At 61.7% G+C, this 13,849-nt stretch carries 9 protein-coding genes and 1 tRNA gene; all 10 read right to left on the reverse strand.

The genetic code is table 11. The annotated features are described in order from the left end of the window. Positions 1-136: 136 nt before the first annotated feature. Positions 137-4,354 carry a DNA-directed RNA polymerase subunit beta' gene (rpoC, locus tag OTERR_RS14080; protein WP_149426144.1) on the reverse strand — a complete coding sequence of 1,406 codons (4,218 nt, stop codon included), beginning with the start codon at positions 4,352-4,354 and terminating at the stop codon, positions 137-139. 114 nt (positions 4,355-4,468) lie between these two features. Continuing rightward, positions 4,469-8,833 carry a DNA-directed RNA polymerase subunit beta gene (rpoB, locus tag OTERR_RS14085; protein WP_054619997.1) on the reverse strand — a complete coding sequence of 1,455 codons (4,365 nt, stop codon included), beginning with the start codon at positions 8,831-8,833 and terminating at the stop codon, positions 4,469-4,471. A 271-nt stretch (positions 8,834-9,104) separates the two neighbouring features. Continuing rightward, positions 9,105-9,482: a 50S ribosomal protein L7/L12 gene (gene rplL, locus OTERR_RS14090; protein WP_054619998.1), complete on the reverse strand. Its 378-nt coding sequence runs from the start codon at positions 9,480-9,482 to the stop codon at positions 9,105-9,107. Positions 9,483-9,547: 65 nt separating this feature from the next. After that, positions 9,548-10,051 carry a 50S ribosomal protein L10 gene (gene rplJ / locus OTERR_RS14095; protein ID WP_054619999.1) on the reverse strand — a complete coding sequence of 168 codons (504 nt, stop codon included), beginning with the start codon at positions 10,049-10,051 and terminating at the stop codon, positions 9,548-9,550. A gap of 281 nt (positions 10,052-10,332) precedes the next feature. Beyond that, positions 10,333-11,031 carry a 50S ribosomal protein L1 gene (rplA, locus tag OTERR_RS14100; protein WP_054620000.1) on the reverse strand — a complete coding sequence of 233 codons (699 nt, stop codon included), beginning with the start codon at positions 11,029-11,031 and terminating at the stop codon, positions 10,333-10,335. 1 nt (position 11,032) lies between these two features. After that, the gene (gene rplK, locus OTERR_RS14105) at positions 11,033-11,464 is read right to left on the reverse strand and encodes a 50S ribosomal protein L11 (RefSeq protein WP_054620001.1); all 432 of its coding nucleotides are present in this window, start codon (positions 11,462-11,464) and stop codon (positions 11,033-11,035) included. A gap of 132 nt (positions 11,465-11,596) precedes the next feature. Beyond that, a complete protein-coding gene (nusG, locus tag OTERR_RS14110) occupies positions 11,597-12,130 on the reverse strand; it encodes a transcription termination/antitermination protein NusG (RefSeq protein ID WP_054620002.1) in 534 nt (177 codons plus the stop codon). Beyond that, positions 12,127-12,480, reverse strand: a complete 354-nt coding sequence (gene secE, locus OTERR_RS14115) for a preprotein translocase subunit SecE (protein ID WP_054620003.1) — start codon at positions 12,478-12,480, stop codon at positions 12,127-12,129. Before secE ends, nusG begins: the two co-directional genes overlap by 4 nt. A 20-nt stretch (positions 12,481-12,500) precedes the next feature. Next, positions 12,501-12,576, reverse strand: a tRNA-Trp gene (locus tag OTERR_RS14120). Between the two features lie 66 nt (positions 12,577-12,642). Beyond that, on the reverse strand, positions 12,643-13,833 hold the full coding sequence (tuf, locus tag OTERR_RS14125; protein ID WP_149426143.1) for an elongation factor Tu: 1,191 nt from the start codon (positions 13,831-13,833) through the stop codon (positions 12,643-12,645). Positions 13,834-13,849: the final 16 nt, after the last annotated feature.

Consider the following 13,849-nt stretch of genomic DNA (forward strand, 5'->3'; position numbering starts at 1 on the left):
AAGCCGCGCGGCGGCTGACGCCGCACGGCACTGGCTTATTTTCCTAAGCAGAAGCAATGGTTAGCCTCTGCCGACAAAGACCGCAGATTCTATTTTTTTTCAAGCCCCCCGTCAACGAAGTGACAGGGGGCAAGAATCATACATCCATCTGCGGCGCGTCTCCAGCGGAGGTTTCCACCGCCGCAGGAGCTTCCTCTTCGAGAGGCCGGTCTGCTGCCAGATCGTCCCCGGCGGACTGGGCCTTCCGGGTACGGTGGTAAGCAAGACCGGTACCGGCCGGGATGAGACGGCCGACGATGACGTTTTCCTTGAGGCCGCGCAGTTCGTCGCGCTTGCCCATGATGGCGGCTTCGGTGAGTACCCGGGTGGTTTCCTGGAAGGAAGCCGCCGAGATGAACGAGTCGGTAGACAGCGACGCCTTGGTGATACCCAGCAGTACCGGCTCGAACACCGCCGGCTGCTTGCCTTCAGCCATCATGCGGTCGTTGGCGATCAGCACTTCGGAGCGCTCCACCTGCTCGCTGCGGATGAAGCCGGTATCACCCGGGTCGGTTACCTGAACACGACGCAGCATCTGACGGACGATCACCTCGATGTGCTTGTCGTTGATCTTCACGCCCTGCAGACGGTACACGTCCTGGACTTCGTCGGTGATGTAGCGGGCCAACTCTTCAACGCCCTTGAGGCGGAGGATGTCCTGGGGATCGGGTTCGCCGTCCACAATCGATTCACCCTTGTTCACCACCTGACCGTCGTGCACCAGCACGTGCTTGTCCTTGGGGATCAGGTAATCGTGCGCCTGACCTTCCAGATCGGTGATCACCAGGCGCTGCTTACCCTTGGTGTCCTTGCCGAAGGAAATGGTACCGGTAACCTCTGCCAGCATGCCGGCGTCTTTGGGGGTGCGAGCTTCAAACAGCTCCGCCACCCGCGGCAGACCACCGGTGATGTCGCGGGTCTTGGCCGATTCCTGGGGAATACGGGCCAGCACTTCACCGCCACCGACCTGGAGACCGTCGGTCACGGTGATGATCGCCCCCACCGGGAAGGAAATCACCACGGACTGTTCCGAATTGGCGATCTTCACTTCGTCGCCGTTGGCGTCGATCAGCTTGACCTGAGGACGCAGCCCCTTGGACTGGGCCTTGCCGCCGCGCTTCGGATCGATCACCACCAGGGTGGACAGGCCGGTCACGTCGTCGATCTGCTTGGCGACGGTCACACCCTCTTCCACGTTCTCGAACTTGGCGGTACCGGAGTACTCGGTGATGATGGGACGGGTGTGGGGATCCCAAGTCGCCAGCTTGGTACCGGCCTTGACCTGCTTGCCCTCGTCCGCCTGCAGCACGGCGCCGTAAGGCACCTTGTGGCGCTCGCGCTCACGACCCATGTCATCGGTAATGATGATTTCGCCGGAACGACCAACCACCACTTTTTCACCCTTGTTACTGGTGACGTAGCGCATGGTGGAGGTAAAGCGCACCGTACCGTTGGACTTGGCCTCGACGTTGTCGGCCACGGCGGCACGGGAGGCGGCACCACCCACGTGGAAGGTACGCATGGTGAGCTGGGTACCCGGCTCACCGATCGACTGGGCGGCGATGACGCCGACGGATTCGCCGGTATTGACCAGGGAGCCGCGGCCCAGATCGCGGCCGTAGCACTTGGCGCACAGACCGTAGCGGGTATCGCAGGTCAGCGGGGTGCGCACCTTGACTTCGTCGATGCCGAGGCGGTCGATCAGATCGCACAGATCTTCGTCGAGCAGGGCTCCGGCAGAGATCGCCACTTGCTGGGTTTCCGGGTCGAGCAGGTCGTCGGCGGTGACACGGCCGAGGATGCGCTCACGCAGGGGCTCGATCACTTCACCGCCTTCGATCAGGGCCTTCATGACAAAGCCGTTGGCCGTGCCGCAATCGTCCTCGGTGATCACCAGATCCTGGGTCACATCCACCAGACGGCGGGTCAGGTAACCGGAGTTGGCGGTCTTCAGCGCGGTATCGGCCAGACCCTTACGGGCACCGTGGGTGGAGATGAAGTACTCCAGCACGTTCAGACCTTCGCGGAAGTTCGAGTAAATCGGCTCTTCGATGATCGAGCCGTCAGGCTTGGCCATCAGGCCCCGCATACCGGCCAGCTGCTTGATCTGGGCGGCGGAACCCCGGGCGCCGGAGTCGGCCATCATGTAGATGGAGTTGAAGGACTCCTGCTTCACCTTGGCGCCAGCGCGGTTGACCGTTTCCTCGAAGGACAGCTGGTCCATCATCACCTTGGCAACCTGGTCGCCGGCACGCCCCCAGATATCCACCACCTTGTTGTAGCGCTCGCCCTGGGTCACCAGACCGTTCTTGTACTGGTCCTCGATCTCGCGTACTTCGTCACGGGCGGCACCGATGATCTCGTTCTTCTGGGTCGGCACACGCATGTCGCTGGCGCAGAAGGAGATACCACCGCGGGTAGCCAGCCGGAAGCCGTTCTGCATCAGCTTGTCGGCGAACACCACGGTTTCCTTCAGGCCGCAGCGGCGGAAGGATTCGTCGATCAGCTTGGAGATCGCCTTCTTCTTCAGCGGCTGGTCGATGGCCTTGAAGGGCAGGCCCTTCGGCAGGATCTGCGACAGGATGGCACGACCAACGGTGGTCTCGACCCGCACCAGACGCTCGGACCAGCCACCGTCGGCAGTCTTGTCGTAGTGCTTGAGGCGCACGGCGATCTTGGTGTGCAGTTCGACCTGGTTGGTCGCATAGGCCCGCTCCACCTCGGCCACGTCGGCGAAGAACATGCCTTCGCCCTTGGCGTTGATGCGGTCACGGGTAGCGTAGTACAGGCCCAGCACGATGTCCTGGGACGGCACGATGATCGGGTTGCCGTTGGCCGGGGAAAGCACGTTGTTGGAGGCCAGCATCAGGGTGCGGGCTTCCATCTGGGCTTCCAGGGACAGGGGCACGTGGACGGCCATTTGGTCGCCGTCAAAGTCGGCGTTGAACGCCGCGCACACCAGCGGGTGCAGCTGGATGGCCTTGCCTTCGATCAGGGTCGGCTCGAAGGCCTGGATACCCAGACGGTGCAGGGTCGGCGCACGGTTGAGCATGACCGGGTGTTCGCGGATCACGTCTTCCAAGATGTCCCACACCACCGGTTCCTGGGATTCGACCATCTTCTTGGCTTGCTTGATGGTGGTGGCCAGGCCGAGCACTTCCAGCTTGTGGAAGATGAAGGGCTTGAACAACTCCAGGGCCATCAGCTTGGGCAGGCCGCACTGGTGCAGACGCAACTGCGGGCCCACCACGATCACGGAACGGCCGGAGTAGTCGACACGCTTACCCAGCAGGTTTTGACGGAAACGACCGCCCTTACCCTTGATCATGTCAGCCAGGGACTTGAGCGGACGCTTGTTGGCGCCGGTCATGGCCTTGCCGCGGCGGCCGTTGTCGAGCAGGGAGTCCACGGACTCCTGCAGCATGCGCTTTTCGTTGCGCACGATGATGTCCGGGGCCTTCAACTCGAGCAGACGCTTGAGACGGTTGTTCCGGTTGATGACGCGGCGATACAGGTCGTTCAGGTCGGAGGTGGCGAAGCGGCCACCGTCCAAGGGCACCAGCGGACGCAGGTCCGGCGGCAGCACGGGCAGCACTTCGAGGACCATCCAGTCGGGCTTGATGCCGGACTTCTGGAAGCCTTCGAGAATCTTCAGGCGCTTGGCGATCTTCTTGTTCTTGGCTTCGGAACCGGTGGTTTCCAATTCCTGACGCAGACGCTCCACGTCCCGATCGACGTCGATCGAACGCAGCAGTTCGCGCACGGCTTCGGCGCCCATCAGGGCCTGGAATTCGTCACCGTATTCTTCCACCTTGGCCAGGTAGTCGTCCTCGGTGAGGAGCTGGCCGCGCTGCAGCGGGGTCATGCCCGCTTCCACCACGACAAAGGCTTCGAAGTAGAGGACACGCTCGATGTCGCGCAAGGTCATGTCCAGCACCATGCCGAGACGGCTGGGCAGGGACTTGAGGAACCAGATGTGGGCGACCGGCGAAGCCAGTTCGATGTGGCCCATGCGCTCGCGGCGCACCTTGGCCAGGGTCACTTCGACGCCGCACTTCTCGCAGATTACGCCGCGGTGCTTGAGGCGCTTGTACTTACCGCACAAGCACTCGTAGTCCTTGATCGGGCCAAAGATCTTGGCGCAGAACAGACCGTCCCGTTCGGGCTTGAAGGTACGGTAGTTGATGGTTTCCGGCTTTTTGACTTCGCCGAAGGACCAGGAACGAATTTTCTCGGGCGACGCGAGACCGATGGTGATCGCGTCGAATTCCTCTTCCTGGGTTACCTGTTTGAACAGATCCAGCAGTGCTTTCATTGCTCACTCCTTGGAGGGGTGAATACTTCAAATCCGGTGCCAATCAGGCCTCGTCGGTAGACAAGGCATTCCGGTCCGGCGTTCTTGGCGGAAACGCCGGACCGGGGGCGATGCTTAGTAGCGCTCCAGGTCGATATCGATGGCCAGGGAGCGGATTTCCTTCACCAGCACGTTGAAGGATTCCGGCATGCCGGCATCGATCTTGTGTTCGCCCTTGACGATGTTTTCGTACACCTTCGTCCGGCCGTTCACGTCGTCCGACTTCACCGTCAGCATTTCCTGCAGCACGTAGGACGCGCCGTAGGCTTCCAGGGCCCACACTTCCATTTCACCGAAACGCTGGCCACCGAACTGGGCCTTACCACCCAGCGGCTGCTGGGTCACCAGGCTGTAGGGGCCGGTGGAACGGGCGTGCATCTTGTCGTCCACCAAGTGGTGCAGTTTCAGGAAGTGCATGTAGCCCACGGTAACCGGACGGTCGAAGGCTTCGCCGGTACGACCATCGAACAGCACCAGCTGAGTCTTGTCGGTCCACACCCGGCCGGTTTGCGGATCGGTGACCTGGCGGAAACGCAGTTTCTCGGTACGCTCGTCATCGTCCGGGAAGGCGAAGTCGAGCATGGTGCGAATGTCCTGCTCCTTGGCACCGTCAAACACCGGGGTGGCGAACGGCAGGCCGCCCTTGAGGTTGTCCGCCAGCTCCAGCACTTCGGTATCGGTCAGGGACTTGATGTCCTCGGCCTTGCCACCGGCGTTGTAAACCTTATCCAGGTAATTGCGGACTTCGGCGGCATTGCGCTCCTGGCGCAGCATCTCGTCGATACGGCGGCCGATGCCCTTGGCCGCCCAGCCGAGGTGGACCTCAAGAATCTGACCGACGTTCATCCGCGACGGCACGCCCAGCGGGTTCAGCACGATGTCCACCGGCATACCGTCGGCCATGTGCGGCATATCTTCCACCGGGGTGATCTTGGAAACCACACCCTTGTTACCGTGACGACCGGCCATCTTGTCGCCAGGCTGCAGGCGACGCTTCACCGCCAGGTAGACCTTGACCATCTTCTGCACGCCCGGGGGCAGTTCATCGCCCTGGGTGAGCTTCTTGCGCTTCTCTTCAAAGGCGACGTCGAAGTCCTTGCGGGTCTGTTCGATACCTTCGCGCAGACCTTCCAGCTGCTGGGCCACCTCCTCATCCGCCATGCGGATGTCGAACCAGTGGTGCGGATCGATGCTATCCAGATAGGCAGTGGTGATCTCGGTGCCACGCGCCAGCTTCTTCGGGCCACCGTTGGCGATCTTGCCGTTGAGCAAACGACCGACACGCTCAAAGGTGTCGCGCTCCACGATACGCATCTGGTCAGCCAGATCCTGCTTGTAGTGGCGCAGGTGCTCGTCGATGATCGACTGAGCGCGCTTGTCGCGCTCGATACCTTCGCGGGTGAACACCTGGACGTCGATCACCGTGCCGGCGATACCGGAGGAGACGCGCAGCGAAGTGTCCTTCACGTCGGAAGCCTTCTCGCCGAAGATGGCGCGCAGCAGCTTCTCTTCAGGGGTCAGCTGGGTTTCGCCCTTCGGCGTCACCTTGCCCACCAGCACGTCGCCAGCCTCGACTTCGGCGCCGATGTAGACGATGCCCGACTCGTCCAGACGGGACAGCTGACCTTCACCCAGGGACGGGATGTCACGGGTGATTTCCTCAGGCCCCAGCTTGGTGTCGCGGGCCACCACGGTGAGTTCCTCAATATGCACCGAGGTGTAGCGGTCATCGGCCACAACCCGTTCGGAGATCAACACCGAGTCCTCGAAGTTGAAGCCGTTCCAGGGCATGAACGCGATCAGCATGTTCTGCCCCAGGGCCAGCTCGCCCTTGTCGGTGGAAGCGCCGTCGGCCACCACGTCGCCCTTGGCGATGCGGTCGCCCATCTTCACCATGGGCCGCTGGTTGATGTTGGTGTTCTGGTTGGAACGGGTGTATTTGGTCAGGTTGTAGATGTCCACACCGACTTCGCCCGGCACGGTTTCATCGTCATTGACCCGGACCACAACACGGGAGGCGTCCACGTAGTCCACCAGACCACCGCGCAGCGCCTGGACAGCGGTACCGGAGTCCACCGCCACGGTGCGTTCGATACCGGTTCCGACCACAGGCTTTTCCGGGCGCAGGCAGGGCACGGCCTGACGTTGCATGTTGGCGCCCATCAGCGCGCGGTTTGCATCGTCGTGCTCGAGGAACGGCACGAGGGACGCGGCCACGGACACGATCTGCGACGGCGCCACGTCCATGTACTGGACCTGGTCCGGCGAAGCCAGCATGAATTCACCGCGGTTACGGCAGGAAACCAGTTCGCCGGTCAGGGTGCCGTTGGCATCGACTTCGGCGTTGGCCTGGGCGATCACGTACTGGCCTTCCTCAATGGCGGACAGGTACTCGATCTCGTCGGTAACGCGCAGATCCACCACCTTGCGGTAGGGAGTCTCCAGGAAGCCGTAGTCGTTGGTCCGGGCGTAGATGGCCAGGGAGTTGATCAGGCCGATGTTCGGGCCTTCCGGCGTTTCAATCGGGCAGACGCGGCCGTAGTGGGTCGGGTGCACGTCGCGCACTTCGAAGCCGGCGCGCTCCCGGGTCAGACCGCCCGGGCCAAGGGCCGAGACGCGGCGCTTGTGGGTGATCTCGGACAGCGGATTGGTCTGGTCCATGAACTGGGAGAGCTGGCTGGAACCGAAGAACTCCTTGATCGCGGCCGAGATCGGCTTGGCGTTGATCAGGTCATGGGGCATCAGGTTGTCGGACTCGGCCTGGGACAGGCGTTCCTTGACGGCGCGCTCGACGCGCACCAGGCCGGCACGGAACTGGTTTTCGGCCAGTTCGCCGACGCAGCGCACGCGGCGGTTACCCAGGTGGTCGATATCGTCGATTTCGCCGCGACCGTTGCGCAGTTCCACCAGCAGCTTGATCGACTCGACGATGTCGCGGGGCGACAGGGTCAACTGGTCGCGCACTTCGGAGGTCACCCCCAGGGACTTGAGCTTGACCACCAGGGCTTCGGCTTCTTCCTTGGTCAGGTTTTCCGCCGCGGCACGGGGGCCGTACTGCATCTCGGCCAGGGTGTCGCGAATATTGGCTTCCTTGCCACCGGTGGCTTCCACCAGCGCCTTGACCACGGCGGCCTGTGCATCGGCCTTGCCCGGCACGTGGGTCATCATGACCTTGTGTTCAACAACGTCCTTGCGCCCCAGGCGACGGTTGAACTTCATGCGGCCCACAGCCGACAGGTCGTAACGCTCGTCGGAATAGAACAGGCCCTGGAAGAGGATCTCGACAGCCTCCTCGGTGGGCGGCTCGCCCGGGCGCATCATGCGATAAATGGCAACGCGGGCAGCCTGCTTGGAAGCGGTTTCATCCGCGCGCAGGGTCTGGGAAATGAACGCCCCCCGATCCAGGTCGTTGGTATACAGGGTCGGGATCAGATCAACGCCGGCTTCCTGCAGCTTGGTCAACAGGGATTCGGTAATTTCGTCGTTGGCATTGGCCACCACTTCACCGGTTTCGGTGTCGACGATGTTACGAGCGATGGTACGACCGACCACGAAGTCTTCGGGCACGGCGATGCGCTTGATGCCGGCAGCGTCGAGGTCGCGGATGTGCTTGGCGGTGATGCGCTTGTCTTTGGGGACAATAACCTTGCCGGCACGGTCGACGAAATCGAAGCGCGCTACTTCGCCGCGCAGACGCTCGGGGACCAGTTCGAATTCCAGGCCGCCCTTCTTGGTAACGTGGAAGGTGTCGAATTCGAAGAAGTTGGCCAGGATTTCCTCGGCATTCATGCCGATGGACTTGAGCAGGGTGGTCACCGGCATCTTGCGACGGCGGTCGACGCGGAAGAACAGGGTGTCCTTCGGGTCGAACTCGAAGTCCAGCCAGGAGCCGCGATAAGGAATCACGCGGGCCGAGAACAGCAGCTTGCCGGAAGAGTGGGTCTTGCCGCGGTCGTGCTCGAAGAACACGCCGGGGGAGCGGTGCAGCTGGGAAACGATGACCCGCTCGGTACCGTTGATGACGAAGGAGCCGGTGGTGGTCATGAGCGGCAGTTCGCCCATGTAGACTTCCTGCTCCTTCACTTCCTTGACGGTATCGGGAACTTCCCGATCCATGATCACCAGGCGCACGCGGGCACGCAGCGCCGAAGCGAAGGTCAAGCCCCGCTGCTGGCATTCCTTGACGTCGAAGGTTGGTTCAGCCAGGTTGTAGCTGACAAATTCGAGTCGTGCATTCCCGGAATGGGAAACGATCGGAAAGATGGAGCTAAAGGCGGCCTGCAGACCCTGGTTGTGGCGTTTACCGGGGTGCACGTCCGCCTGCAGGAAGGACGTGTAGGACTCCAGTTGCGTCGCGAGGAGGAAGGGCACATCGAGCACGCCAGAACGCTTGGCGAAGCTCTTGCGGATGCGCTTTTTCTCGGTGAAGGAGTAGGTCATGGTCGCTCCGAGAGACTGAAATCGATAAACCGTCGGGGCTTACGCCGGGCGACGGTCGGCCTGTCACAGGCCGCACATGGTGAAACAGACAAACGGGAGGGCGGTGATCAGCAGAGCCTTGATTGCTGCCCCGACCAGGGGGCAAAGGCACAAACCGCACTCTCGTTTAACCGCTTTTACTGCTGTTGCAGGCCTCCGGGAAAAATCTTTTCCAGAAAGCGCAAAAGGGCTGACGGCAAATGCCGCCAGCCCAAACACCCGGAAAGCGAGATTACTTGATCTCGACCTTCGCGCCGGCGTCTTCCAGCTGCTTCTTGATCGCTTCGGCGTCGGCCTTGGCGATGCCTTCCTTGACAGCCTTCGGAGCGCCGTCCACCAGGTCCTTGGCTTCCTTCAGGCCCAGACCGGTCACAGCACGCACGACCTTGATGACTTCGACCTTCTTCTCGCCGGCACCGGCCAGGATCACGGTGAATTCGGTCTGCTCTTCGGCAGCAGCGGCAGCACCGCCACCAGCGCCAGGGGCAGCCACGGCCAGAGCGGCAGCGGACACACCGAACTTCTCTTCGAACGCCTTGACCAGGTCGTTCAGGTCCATCACGGTCATCGCGCCGACGGCTTCGAGGATGTCTTCTTTGGAGATAGCCATTTAAATCACTCCTAATTCGGAATTCAGTTGAGTTCTGTCGATCAGCTTGAACAAGGGCCGGCCGATTAGGCGGCGGCGCCTTCTTCTTCGCGCTTCTTGGCGAGGGCGGCCAGCGCACCGGCGAAGCCGGAAACCGGCGCCTGCATGATGCCCAGCAGCTTGGCCAGGAGTTCGTCGCGGCTGGGGATGGAGGCGAGCGCCTGCACACCGGCCTTGTCGAGCACCTTGCCGGCATAGCTGCCAGCTTTCAGCACGAGCTTGTCGTTGGTTTTTGCGAAGTCGTTGAGCACCTTCGCCGCAGCCACCGGATCCGCCGAGATGCTATAGATCAGCGGGCCGGTCATCTGGTCGGCGAGCGAAGCGAACGAGGTGTCCGCCACGGCACGGCGAACCAAGGTGTTCTTCAGCACACGCAGATACACACCAGACTCGCGGGCCTTCTTACGCAGCACGGTGAGATTGCCCACCTCAATGCCACGATATTCGGCCACGACGATGGTCTGGGCGTTGGCAACCTGCGCCGACACCTCAGCTACGACGGCTTTCTTTTCGTCGAGATTCAGACTCAAGGTCTTTCCTCCTTTCAAGTCAACACACGGCACGCGAGTCTCGCGAATCGCTGCCGCACCCACGGCGACCTGAACCAGGAGCACTACCGCAGCAAGGCTGCTGCAGCAAAAATCCTGTTTCGGGATACACCATCTGCGCAGGTCGCCGCCATTGCGGCCATTAAGCCCACCCTGACAGCGGGTTGGCACCTGCGGTCTTTGACGATCTGCCGCTTACGAAAAGCGGCAGCCCAAAGTACAAAACGGAGCCGCCCATGGCAGCTCCGTGCATTTCTTGCTACTTACTGCGCCTGCAGGGAACCGGCATCGACGCGGACGCCAGGACCCATGGTGCTGGAAAGAGCGATCTTCTTCAGATACACGCCCTTCGCGGCAGCCGGCTTGGCCTTTTGCAGCGCATCGATAAGCGCGCGCAGGTTTTGCTCCAGCTTGTCGGCTTCGAAAGAAGCGCGGCCGATGGTGGCGTGCACGATACCGGCCTTATCGGTACGGTACTGCACTTGACCCGCCTTGGCGTTCTTCACCGCAGTGGTGACGTCCATGGTCACGGTGCCGACCTTGGGGTTCGGCATCAGACCACGGGGGCCGAGGATCTGGCCGAGAGCGCCCACGACGCGCATGGCGTCGGGAGTGGCGATGACCACATCGAAGTTCAGGTTGCCGGCCTTGACCTGTTCGGCCAGGTCGTCGAAGCCAACGACTTCGGCGCCAGCAGCCTTGGCGGCCTCGGCCTTTTCGCCCTGGGCGAAGACGGCGACGCGCACGGACTTACCGGTACCGGCCGGCAGCACCACCGAGCCACGGACCACTTGGTCGGACTTGCGGGGATCAACGCCGAGATTCACGGCGATGTCGACGGACTCATCGAACTTGGCCGTTGCGGTTTCCTTGATCAGGGACAGGGCCTCACCGAGGGCGTAAGCCTTGTTCCGGTCGATCTTGCCCGCCAGGGCCTTTTGCTTCTTGGACAGCTTAGCCATGTTAGAGACCCTCCACCGTGATACCCATGGACCGGGCAGAACCGGCGATGGTACGCACGGCTGCTTCCAGGTCGGCCGCCGTCAGATCGGGAGCCTTGGTCTTGGCGATTTCTTCGCACTGGGCGCGGCTGATCTTGCCGACCTTGTCAGTGTGGGGCTTGGCGGAACCCTTTTGGATACCGGCCGCCTTCTTGATGAGGATGGTCGCCGGAGGCGTCTTCATCACGAAGGTGAACGACTTGTCCGCATAGGCGGTAATCACCACCGGAATCGGCAGACCCGGCTCGACGCCTTGCGTCTGAGCGTTAAAGGCCTTGCAGAATTCCATGATGTTCAGGCCGCGCTGACCCAGCGCGGGACCGATCGGGGGCGACGGGTTCGCCTTACCGGCCGGCACTTGCAGCTTAATAAAGCCGACGATCTTCTTGGCCATGATGGCTCCTATATCGTGAGTTTTAACGCGACTTCAGCCCCATATGGGGCTTACTCTCGCTCCTCTTCCGGGAACATGCTGGCAATGATCGCTCATCGCCACGGGGGCCCGGCCCCGAATTCCTTGTGGCGATCAGGCCTTTTCGACCTGACCGAAATCCAGCTCCACCGGCGTAGCACGGCCAAAAATGGTAACCGAGACGCGCAGCTTGCTCTTCTCGTAGTTCACATCTTCGACGCTGCCATGGAAGTCGGTAAACGGGCCTTCCTTGACACGCACCACCTCGCCAATTTCGAACAGGATCTTGGGACGGGGCTTCTCCACCCCTTCCTGCATCTGCTGCAGGATCTTCTCCACTTCCTTTTCCGAAATCGGCGTGGGCTTCGTCGCGGTACCTCCGACGAAACCGGTAACCTTCGGCGTGCTCTTTACCAAGTGCCAGGTGTCGTCGTTCATATCCATCTCGACGAGCACGTAACCCGGGAAGAACTTCCGCTCGGTAATGCTCTTTTGGCCGCCCTTCATTTCCACGACTTCTTCGACGGGAACAAGGATCTGACCAAACAGGTCTTGCATACCGCTGCGGGCGATACGATCGACCAGCGCCCGCTGAACGCTCTTTTCGAAGCCCGAATAGGCGTGAACCACGTACCAGCGCTTGCTCATGATTTCTTCCACCCCAGAATCAGGTCGTACAACGCCCATTCCAGGCTCTTATCCGTAACCCAGAGAAAGATCGCCATGACGACCACAAAGGCGAATACCGCCCCCGTCATCTGCAGCGTCTCCTTGCGCGTCGGCCACACCACCTTGCGGGCCTCGACCGCCGCCTCCTGGGCAAAAACGAAAAAACGCTGCCCCGGCTCAGTGAACCAGGCCAGCGCAGCAGCAGCAGCCACCCCCACCAGCACCACCAGGATGCGCAGGATCATGGCCTGCTCGGCCAGCAAATAAAAGCCGACCACGCCGGCCGCGAGAAGCGCGATCGCCAGCGCAAATTTAATCTTATCGGCCATTCGTGATCGTTCAGTAAAGTTGGCAGGGGCAGAGGGTCTCGAACCCCCAACCTTCGGTTTTGGAGACCGACGCTCTGCCAATTGAGCTATGCCCCTGCAGCAGAGACTACAAAGCGCCCCGGCGGTTGGACCGGGGCGCTTGCTTAACTACGAATCAGTCGATTACTCGATGATTTTGGCGACGACGCCGGCGCCGACGGTACGACCGCCTTCACGGATGGCGAAGCGCAGACCTTCTTCCATGGCGATCGGCGCAATCAGCTTCACGGTCATGGCGATGTTGTCGCCCGGCATCACCATCTCGGTGCCTTCCGGCAGGGAGATCGCACCGGTCACGTCGGTGGTGCGGAAGTAGAACTGGGGACGGTAGTTGTTGAAGAACGGGGTGTGACGACCACCTTCGTCCTTGGACAGAACATACACTTCGCCAGTGAAGTGGGTGTGCGGGGTGATGGAGCCCGGCTTGGCCAGCACTTGGCCGCGCTCGACTTCTTCACGCTTGGTACCGCGCAGCAGCACGCCGACGTTGTCACCGGCCTGACCTTGGTCCAGCAGCTTGCGGAACATTTCCACACCGGTGCAGGTGGTCTTGACGGTGGGCTTGATGCCGACGATTTCGATTTCTTCGCCAACCTTGACGATGCCGCGCTCGACACGACCGGTCACCACGGTGCCACGACCGGAGATGGAGAACACGTCTTCGATGGGCAGCAGGAAGGGCTTATCCACGGCACGCTCAGGCGTGGGGATGTAGCTGTCGAGGGCGTCGGCCAGACGGAAGATGGCGGGTTCGCCGATCTCGGACTGGTCGCCTTCGAGGGCCTTCAGGGCGGAGCCCTTGATGATGGGGATGTCGTCGCCCGGGAAGTCGTACTTGGACAGCAGGTCGCGCACTTCCATTTCCACCAGCTCGAGGAGCTCGGCGTCGTCGACCATGTCGCACTTGTTCAGGAACACGACGATGTAGGGCACACCCACCTGACGGGCCAGCAGGATGTGCTCGCGGGTCTGGGGCATGGGGCCGTCAGCGGCGGAACAGACCAGGATCGCGCCGTCCATCTGGGCGGCACCGGTGATCATGTTCTTCACGTAGTCGGCGTGACCCGGGCAGTCCACGTGGGCATAGTGACGGGTCGCGGTTTCGTATTCGACGTGGGCGGTGTTGATGGTGATACCGCGGGCCTTTTCTTCCGGCGCAGCGTCGATCTGATCATAAGCCTTCGCTTCGCCACCGAACTTCTTGGACAGAATGGTGGTGATAGCTGCCGTCAGCGTGGTCTTACCGTGGTCAACGTGACCAATGGTGCCAACGTTCACGTGCGGCTTCGTACGTTCGAACTTTTCCTTAGCCATTTCAGCCCCTCAAATT

It is taken from the genome of Oryzomicrobium terrae (assembly GCF_008274805.1).
GTDB classification, from domain to species: domain Bacteria; phylum Pseudomonadota; class Gammaproteobacteria; order Burkholderiales; family Rhodocyclaceae; genus Oryzomicrobium; species Oryzomicrobium terrae.

Bases quoted from the DNA above. Each gene is read 5' to 3' on its own strand.
- nusG (WP_054620002.1), bottom strand. From the start codon at position 12,130: ATGAGCAAGCGCTGGTACGTGGTTCACGCCTATTCGGGCTTCGAAAAG.
- rpoC (WP_149426144.1), bottom strand. From the start codon at position 4,354: ATGAAAGCACTGCTGGATCTGTTCAAACAGGTAACCCAGGAAGAGGAA.
- rpoB (WP_054619997.1), bottom strand. From the start codon at position 8,833: ATGACCTACTCCTTCACCGAGAAAAAGCGCATCCGCAAGAGCTTCGCC.
- rplK (WP_054620001.1), bottom strand. From the start codon at position 11,464: ATGGCCAAGAAGATCGTCGGCTTTATTAAGCTGCAAGTGCCGGCCGGT.
- tuf (WP_149426143.1), bottom strand. From the start codon at position 13,833: ATGGCTAAGGAAAAGTTCGAACGTACGAAGCCGCACGTGAACGTTGGC.
- secE (WP_054620003.1), bottom strand. From the start codon at position 12,480: ATGGCCGATAAGATTAAATTTGCGCTGGCGATCGCGCTTCTCGCGGCC.
- rplA (WP_054620000.1), bottom strand. From the start codon at position 11,031: ATGGCTAAGCTGTCCAAGAAGCAAAAGGCCCTGGCGGGCAAGATCGAC.
- rplL (WP_054619998.1), bottom strand. From the start codon at position 9,482: ATGGCTATCTCCAAAGAAGACATCCTCGAAGCCGTCGGCGCGATGACC.